Source organism: Pseudonocardia nigra, from assembly GCF_019396355.1.
GTDB lineage: Bacteria > Actinomycetota > Actinomycetes > Mycobacteriales > Pseudonocardiaceae > Pseudonocardia > Pseudonocardia nigra.
In genome coordinates this window covers 1-8,293 of the sequence record NZ_JAHKRK010000279.1, presented here as the reverse complement: position 1 = coordinate 8,293, position 8,293 = coordinate 1, and the positions used below count along the sequence as shown (strand labels likewise).

The window sequence follows — 8,293 nt, the reverse complement described above, 5'->3', positions numbered from 1 at the left end:
AGCAACATGCCCCGGTGCCAGCCGAAACGCTCCTGCCGCTCGACGAACCGGGCCTCGACCGCACCCCCGCCCGGCTGCTCGGCGAGCGCGATCGCGAGCCCGAGGTTCGAGGGGCCGAAGCCCACCCCCACCACGTCGAAGACCTGCGGCATCGTCGTCCTTCCCGGCCGCACCCGGCGCGCAGCCTGCAATGGGCACCCTTATCTAAGGGAAGGCTAACTTCAAGAGCGGGTGACGATTTCGCCGATCTCAGGGCGGGCGGGACCGGCGCCCGCCACTACTGTGCGGCAGCCGGCTCGCGGAGGGTGGCGGCCAGTACGGCCCGATACGTCGGGTTCGCCTCCCGGTAGCGCCGCCACCCGGTCTCGGTAAGCAGCACGAAGATCCCGCGGCGGTCCATCTCACACATCGCGCGCGTGACGAGGCCGTCCCGCTCCAGGCGCGCGACCAGCCGGGACGCGGCGCTCTGGCTCAGGTGCACCGCCTCGTTCAGCTCCGTGCCGCGGCACTTCCCCTGCTCCGCGCACGCGAGCCGATCCAGCGCCTCGAACTCGGTGAGACCCAGCCCGTGCCGCTGTCGCAGCTCGGCCTCCAGTGCGCCGGACACGGCCGCGTACCGGGCGGACAGCTCGCGCCACTCGCTCGCGAGCTCGTCGTCTGCACCATCGCTCACGGCCCGCATCCTAGCATGCACGGACATTTGATGAGTCAACATTAAATGTGTTGGCATTAGATGCGTCTGCATGTACTGTCCTCGCTCGTGTCCGTTCCCACGCACCGCACGTCGGCGCCACCCGCCACACCGGGCTCCGCCCCTTCGACCCTGTCCACGACCTCGCCGCTCTCCACGACCTCGACGCGATGGGACGCCCGGCTCTGGGGCGTCCTGCTCACCGTCTCCCTCGTCGTCGGCCTCGACGCGCTCGACGTGTCGATGGTCGGCGTCGCCCTCCCCGTCATCCAGGCCGACCTCGGCCTGTCCACCAGCGCCCTGCAGTGGGTCGTCAGCGGCTACGTGCTCAGCTACGGCGGGCTCCTGCTGCTGGGCGGGCGCACCGCCGACCTGCTCGGCAGGCGGCGCGTCTTCCTCGTCGCGGTGGCCGTGTTCACCGTGACATCGCTGCTCGGCGGGCTGGTCGACAACGGCGTCCTGCTGATCGTCACCCGCCTGCTCAAGGGCGCATCGGCCGCGTTCACCGCCCCGGCGGCGCTCTCGATCATCACCACGACCTTCGCCGAGGGCCCGGCCCGCAACCGCGCGCTCGGGATCTTCGCGGTCTTCGGCGCCAGCGGCTACTCGGCGGGCCTCGTGTTCTCCGGCGTGCTCACCGAGGTCGGCTGGCGCTGGACGTTCTTCCTGCCCGTGCCGATCGCGCTCATTGCACTGGTCGCGGCCTACCGCCTGCTCCCCCACGACCGCCCCGAGCGGTCGGGTGGCTACGACCTCCCGGGCGCGGTCACCGGGGTCGCGGCGATGCTGCTGCTGGTCTACACCGTGGTCGAGGCCCCGGAGGTCGGCTGGGCGGCGCCGCGCACGCTGCTGCAGTTCGTCGCCACCGCGGTCCTGCTCGCCGCGTTCGTGTTCGTCGAGCGCCGCAGCGCGCACCCGCTGGTGCGCCTGGGCATCCTCCGCTCCGGCCCGCTCGCCAGGGCCAACCTCGGCGTGAGCGTGTTCTTCGGCGCCTACCTGGGCTTCCAGTTCGTGGTGATGCTGTACTTCCAGTCGGTGCTGCAGTGGTCGGCGCTGCAGACCGCGCTGGGCTTCCTGCCCGCCGCGCTGATCGTCGCGTTCGGCTCGCCCCGGATGGACCCGCTCATCGACCGGGTCGGCACGTCCCGCACCATCGCGGCGGGCGTCATCGCCCACCTCGCGGGGTACTTGCTGTTCCTCCTCGTCGACCGCGACGCGCCGTACGTCCTCGGCGTGCTGCCGAGCATGATCCTGCTCGGGGCCGGCTTCACCCTGGCCTTCGCGTCGTTCAACATCCAGGCCACCGCCGGGATCCCGGACGACGAGCAGGGCCTGGCCGGTGGCCTCCTCAACACCTCGCTACAGGTCGGTGGGGCGATCGGGCTCGCGATCGTGACGGCCGTGCTCGTCGCGGGCGGCGAGGGCCACACGGGCCCGGACGCCCTGCTCGCCGGATTCACCCCGGCGCTGACCGTGATCACCGGCTTCGCGGTGCTCGGCCTGGTCATCGCCCTGACCGGACTCCGCGGACGGCGGGACCGGACGGCAGCGAGCGCCGAGATCGCGCCCGCCGCCGACGCGTCCTGACCCGTCAGGACTCCCGGGTCAGCTCGTCACCCGACACGGTGAGGTGGACGGCGTCGCCGTCCACCTCACCGACCTGGTCGGCGGGCACGTAGAAGTCCCGGCCGAACAGGCCCTTCCCGTCCACCTTGACGAAGCCGACCCGCAGCAGGCGGGCGGCCAGCTGCTCGGGGACGTGCGGTTCACCGCCTCCGAAGGTGTTGCGCACGATGTCGCCCAGTCCGCCGCCCTGTGGGGTCTGCCCCTCCTCGGTGACGGCCTCGGGGTCCCCCATCTTCACCGTCTCGACGGTGCCGACGTCCGCGCCGCCGACGTCGACCACGCGCATGCCGGTGCGCACCTGGGCGATCGGCCCGTCGCCGGACGCCCCCTCGCCGGAGACGGGGCCCGTCCCGAATGCCGGTGTGCTCATCGCTTCCTCCCTCGTGTCTCCCTCCCGGGTGCCCGTCGCCGGTCCCGGGAAACGGACGCGAGCGCCCGGCCCGCGAGGTGGCCGCTACGCGTCGAGCACCTGACCCTCCCGCCGCACCACCGGCAGCTGGGTGGACCACGGGAAGTTGATCCAGCGGTCGGTGTGCCGCCACACGTACTCGCACCGCACGCTGCTGTGCGGCTTCTCGTACACCACCGCGCAGCGCACGTCCGCCACGTGCCCCGCGCAGAAGTCGCGCACCAGCTTGAGCGTGGCGCCGGTGTCGGCGACGTCGTCGGCCACCAGCACGCGCGCCCCGGACAGGTCGACGACGTTGGGCGTCGGCGGCAGCATGATCGGCACCGGCAGCCGCTCGTCCACGCCCGTGTAGAACTCGACGTTGGCGACGTGCAGGTTCTTCACGTCGAGCGCGTAGCCGAGCGCGCCCGCCACGAACAACCCACCGCGGGCGATCGCCAGGATGATGTCGGGGCGGTAGCCGTCGCCGGCCACCTGCTCGGCGAGCTCGCGCGACGCCGCGCCGAACAGCTCCCAGCCGAGCTCCTCGCGCACGTCAGTCCTGCACGGAGCGGACCTCGGGCGCGGCCGCGTCACGCCGCCGCGCCCGCTGCAGCAGCCGCTCGACGCCCCAGCGGCCGACGCGCCAGAACGCCTCCGTCATGACGGCGGTGTCCATCTTCGACGTGCCGTGCTCCCGCTCGGTGAAGGTGACCGGCACCTCCCGCACGCGGAACCCGGCCTGCACGGCGCGCCACGCCATGTCGATCTGGAAGCAGTAGCCCTGCGAGGCCACCTCCTCCAGGTCGAGCTCCTCGAGCACCTGGCGGCGGAACACCCGGTAGCCCGCCGTGATGTCGCGGAGCGGGACGCCCAGCGCGAGGCGCGCGTAGAGGTTGGCCCCGCGGGAGAGCCACTCGCGGTGGACGGGCCAGTCGCGGACGGCGCCGCCGGGCACGTAACGGGACCCGAGGACGAGGTCGGCGTCCTCGAGGGCGGCCAGCAGCGCGGGCAGCTCCTCGGGGGCGTGGGAGCCGTCGGCGTCCATCTCGACGACGACCTGGTGGTCGCCGCGCAGCGCGGCGGCGAACCCGGCGAGGTAGGCGGTGCCGAGGCCGGACTTGCCCTCGCGGTGCAGCACCGTGATCCGGGGGTCGTCGGCGGCCATCGCGTCGGCGAACTCACCCGTGCCGTCCGGGCTGCCGTCGTCGACCACCAGGACGTGCGCCTCCGGTACCGCGGCGTGCAGCCGCGAGAGCACCGGGCCGAGGTTGTCCCGCTCGTTGTAGGTCGGGATCACCACCAGGATCGGCCCCGAGGGCTCGAAATCACTGGAAGAGGGGGCCATTCTCGTCCTTCCCCGCACGCGCGCCCGTCCGGCGCCGAACCATGATCCCGACGCCCACCGCCACAACCGCGACCGCGACCAGCGCCCACTCGGGCCCGGACCGCAGTCGGGAGGCCAGCGTAGTGGTGTCCCGCAGCTCTGTCCGATCGACCAGTACGTCCGGCGTGAAGAAGCCTGTGCTGTCGGTGACGGTGCCGTCGGGGGTGATGGTGGCGCTCACCCCGCTGGTGGTGGCGACGATCACCGAACGGTCGTGCTCCACGGCCCGCACCCGCGACATCGCCAGCTGCTGATAGGTCATGTCGGAGTACCCGAACGTGGCGTTGTTGCTGGGCACGGCGAGCACCTCGGCGCCCGCGGCGACGCTGTCGGCCAACAGGTCGTCGAAGGCGATCTCCCAGCAGATGGCCACGCCCACGCGCACGCCCGCCATGTCGACCGCACCCGGCCCGGGACCGGGCACGAAGTACCCCGCGCGCTCCACGTACGGGGAGAACAGCGCGAAGAACTCCCGCCACGGGATGTACTCGCCGAACGGCTGCACGCGGCGCTTGTCGTTGCGCTCGACGACCCCCGCTCCCGCCTCCCAGACGAGCGCGGAGTTCGACGTGGTGATCCCGTCGGGGTTGCGCAGCACGCTGCCCACCAGGATCGGCACGCCGACGGCACGGGCGGCGCGCTCGATCTGCGCGGCGGCGTCGGCGTTGCGCAGCGGGTCGATGTCGCTGGAGTTCTCCGGCCAGATCACCAGGTCCGGCTGCGGCACGCGCCCGGCGGCGACGTCCTCGGCGAGCTGCACGGTGACGTCGACGTGGTTGTCGAGGACGGCCCGGCGCTGGGCGTTGAAGTCCAGGCCGGCGCGCGGGACGTCGCCCTGCACCGCGGCGATCGTGACGGTGCGGCCCGGACCACCCGACAGCGGCGGCACGAGTGCGGCCAGCGGGCCCGCCGCGAGCGCCAGCACGAGCAGCACGGCGGGCAGGACGAACCGCCGCGGGTTGCGCAGTGCCACCACCCGGCGCACCAGCTCACCCAGTGCCAGCCCGGCCAGCACGGTGACGAACGACAGCAGCGGCACGCCGCCGATCGCGGCGATCGGGAGCAGCGGCCCGTCCGGCTGGCCGAAGCCGACGCGTCCCCAGGGGAAACCGCCCCAGGGCACGCGGCCGCGCACCGCCTCCCCCGCGACCCACACCGCCGCCGCCCACACGGGCGCCGCCGGCAGCCGGGACACCAGCGCCATGCCCGCCCCGGCGAGGCCGAAGAAGAGCGCCTCGAACACCGACAGCGCCACCCACGGCAGCTCCTGGACCAGCGACGAGATCCAGGTCAGCAGCGGCAGCAGGAACCCGAGGCCGAACAGGAACCCGTAGCCGAACCCGGCCCGGGCCCGGCGCCCGTGCACGACGACGCCGAGGAGTGCGAGCGCGGGCAGCACGAGCCACCAGAGCGTGCTCGGCGGGAAGCTGAGGTAGAGCAGGACCCCACCGGCGATCGCCCCGAGCACCCGGGCCCCGCGGGCGGCCCACCCGGCCGGACGTGCGGCGCGCGACGGCGGGGGTTCCGGCGCGACGGCATCGGCGGTGGGTGCTGCGGTCACGCAGGCGAGGGTACGGGCCCGGCGTGTGATGGCCGTGATCAGTGCCGGGGCGGGGCGGCGGAGGAGACGAGCGGCACAGCTCAGGCCGGCGCGGCCGCCAACAGGTGCGCGTTGCCCAGCGCGTCGAGCAGCCCCGGCTCCCCGCTGCGGCGGTACCACTCGTAGCCGTACGCGTTCGCGAAGTCGGCCCCCGTCGGAACGTCCTCGGGCGCGATCTGGCTGGCGTGCGCCGTCATCGCCGCCCGCTTGCCCTCCAGGTGGGCGTCGTCACCGGTGACGGCGAGCGTGATCTCCGCCGTCACCCGACCGAACGGGACGGCGGCGGCGCGGGCCGCGCCGTGCACCAGGTGCCGGTCGCGGGCGCTGACGTGCAGGTGCTCGCGGTCCACCGTCATCCGGTAGCCCGTCGCGCCCACGAGGTCGGCAGCCGTGGCCCCGATGCGGAACGCCGCACGGTGGTCGGGGTGGCCGTAGATGCCGTGCTCGTCGTCGTGGATGACGGTGCCCGCGCCCTCGTCATCGGCGATCTCGGCGACGCGGCGGGCCAGCCGCAGCGGGTCGGCGCCGGCGAGCGCGCGCGGGTGCGCGCCGCTGGGCCGGCCGGGCAGCCCCGAGTCGCGCCCGCCCAGCAGCACCAGCCGGGACACGCCCAGCAGCGCGGCGGCGGCCTCCAGCTCGGCGACGCGGCGCTCGGGGATCGTCTCGCCGGGGCGCAGCGGGAGCCGGGACTCGCCGAGCTCCCCCGCGGTGGCGACGACCAGCACCGTGCGGGCCCCCGCGTCGGCGAGCCGCCGCAGCGTGATGCCGGTGAAGATCGCCTCGTCGTCGGGGTGGGCGTGCAGCGCGAGGACGGTGTGACCACGGAGGTCGGGAGAGCTGATCATGTGGCGGTTCGCAGACGTGTGGGGCCGCGCGGGCGGCCGGAGGGACGGGTCCGGGAGGTCAGCTGCGACAGCAGCGACAACACCCCGGACAGCAGCGGGCCACGCGGGCGCCACAGGTCCGGTCCGTCACGCCGCGCATCATGCCAGACCCGTGCCGCGCCGTACAGCATCGCCCCGCCGAGATCTGCCCCACGTCGACGGACCCCACCGGGTGTGGTTCGACTACGCGACGGGCTGAGCCACCGGCAGCCCGGCGTCCTCGTGGAGGACCGCGCCGTGGTGCACGGTGCGCAGGCAGCGCGGATCGCGGGGGTTGCCGTCGAGCGCACCCGCCCCGTCCCACACGGCGTAGGAGGCGGGCGCGCCCGGCACGAGCCTGCCGGCGTGCGGTGACCGGTCCCCGGCCGCGCGGTACCCGCCCACCGTGTGCGCGGCGAGGGCGTCCACCGGGCGGAGGCCCGACCCGGGGCTGCGGTGCTGCACGGCCGCGCGCACGGCCGCCCACGGATCCACCGGCGTGACGGGGGCGTCCGAGCCGAGCGCGAGCACCACGTCGGCTGCCTGCAGAGCCGCGAACGGGTTCATGGCGAGCGCCCGCCCGGGCCCGAGCCGCTCGGCGTACATGCCGTCCGGCCCGCCCCAGAACGCGTCGAACAGCGGCTGCACGCTCGCGACCACGCCGTGCTCGGCCAACGCCCGTACCTGCTGCAGATCGACCATCTCCAGGTGCTCCACCCGGTGCGCCCGGGTGCGCAGAGCGGCTCTGCTCACCCCGGCGCATCGGCCCGCCGCGTCGAGCCCCGCGACGAGGGCGTCGGTCGCGGCGTCCCCGATCACGTGGAAGCCTGCCTGCACCCCCGCCACCGTGCAGGCGGCGATGTGCGCTCCCACGCCGTCGGCGTCGAGGTAGCGGTTGCCGGTGCAGCCCGGGGCGTCGCTGTAGGGCGATCGCAGCGCGGCGGTGCGCGAGCCGATCGATCCGTCGACGAACAGGTCGCCCGCGAGGCCGTGCGCCCCGGTGGCGGCGAGCAGGTCGCGGGCCTCGGCAGCGGTGGTGACGGCCTCCCCCCAGTAGCCGACCACCTCGGGCAGCCGCGACGGTCCGTCCGCACGGCGCAGGAGGTCGGCCAGGTCGTCGCGGGAGGAGATGTCGGGGCCCGCGCACTCGTGCACGACCCCGATCCCGCGGCCCGCCGCGTCGGCCAGGAAGGCACGTTGCGCGGCGGTGCGGGTGGTGGAATCGACGGCGGCGAGCGCGGCCCGCCGGGCGTGGTGGTGGGCGTCGGCGGCGACCGCGCCGTCCGACCAGCCGCGCGCCCCGACCGCGCCGGGAGCCCGCTCGAGCAGCGCGGACGAGGCGAGGGCGGAGTGCACGTCGATCCGGCTGAGATACACGGGCGCACCCGCGGCCGCGCGGTCGAGCGCGGCGCGCGACGGCACGCCGTCGGGCCAGCGCTGGTCCTGCCAGCCGTGCCCCCACACGAGCGCACCGGGACGGGCGGCCACGCGGGCCGCGACGGCGTCGAGGAGGGCCTGCCCCGACGGGCAGTGCGTGAGGTCCAGCCCGTCGACCAGCAGGCCGGCGGCCGTGGCGTGGACATGTGCGTCGACGAACGCCGGGGTGACTACGGCGCCGTCGAGATGGAGCACGGCGGCGCCCGGGAACCGCTCCCGGGCGTCCGCGGCGCTGCCGACGAAGGTGATCCGGCCGCCGGTGATCTCGAGCGCGTCCGGGCCGCCGGGGCCGGTCCGGGCG

9 protein-coding genes are annotated in these 8,293 nt (G+C 74.5%); 1 reads left to right on the top strand and 8 read right to left on the bottom strand.

What is annotated here, in order from left to right:
* Together KME75_RS37565 and KME75_RS37560 are read right to left on the bottom strand one after the other, a co-directional pair.
* The coding region (locus KME75_RS37565; RefSeq protein ID WP_219419703.1) for a SidA/IucD/PvdA family monooxygenase at positions 1–152 on the bottom strand (152 nt) is incomplete at its 3' end.
* Positions 153–277: 125 nt separating this feature from the next.
* A complete protein-coding gene (locus KME75_RS37560) occupies positions 278–673 on the bottom strand; it encodes a MarR family winged helix-turn-helix transcriptional regulator (RefSeq protein WP_308283433.1) in 396 nt (131 codons plus the stop codon).
* A gap of 150 nt (positions 674–823) precedes the next feature.
* On the opposite strand from KME75_RS37560, the gene KME75_RS37555 reads away from it, so the two are divergent.
* Positions 824–2,278 (top strand): MFS transporter, encoded by a 1,455-nt coding sequence (locus KME75_RS37555; protein WP_246633606.1) that lies wholly within the window; start codon positions 824–826, stop codon positions 2,276–2,278.
* Between the two features lie 4 nt (positions 2,279–2,282).
* Here the strand turns inward: KME75_RS37555 and KME75_RS37550 are convergent, their stop codons facing one another.
* From KME75_RS37550 to KME75_RS37525, 6 genes are all read right to left on the bottom strand, one after another.
* The gene (locus tag KME75_RS37550) at positions 2,283–2,687 is read right to left on the bottom strand and encodes a DUF2171 domain-containing protein (protein ID WP_219419700.1); all 405 of its coding nucleotides are present in this window, start codon (positions 2,685–2,687) and stop codon (positions 2,283–2,285) included.
* Positions 2,688–2,771: 84 nt separating this feature from the next.
* Complete coding sequence (locus tag KME75_RS37545) at positions 2,772–3,260, bottom strand: phosphoribosyltransferase (RefSeq protein ID WP_308283432.1); 489 nt, start codon at positions 3,258–3,260, stop codon at positions 2,772–2,774.
* Position 3,261: 1 nt separating this feature from the next.
* Positions 3,262–4,053 carry a polyprenol monophosphomannose synthase gene (locus tag KME75_RS37540; protein ID WP_219419698.1) on the bottom strand — a complete coding sequence of 264 codons (792 nt, stop codon included), beginning with the start codon at positions 4,051–4,053 and terminating at the stop codon, positions 3,262–3,264.
* A complete protein-coding gene (gene lnt, locus KME75_RS37535; RefSeq protein WP_219419697.1) occupies positions 4,034–5,653 on the bottom strand; it encodes an apolipoprotein N-acyltransferase in 1,620 nt (539 codons plus the stop codon). The genes KME75_RS37540 and lnt overlap by 20 nt, the downstream gene beginning before the upstream one ends.
* Positions 5,654–5,733: 80 nt before the next feature.
* Entirely contained in the window at positions 5,734–6,537 is an 804-nt protein-coding gene (locus KME75_RS37530; RefSeq protein ID WP_219419696.1) for a PIG-L family deacetylase, read from the bottom strand.
* A 222-nt stretch (positions 6,538–6,759) separates the two neighbouring features.
* Positions 6,760–8,293: amidohydrolase (locus KME75_RS37525; protein WP_219419695.1), on the bottom strand; the 1,534-nt coding region annotated here is incomplete at its 5' end.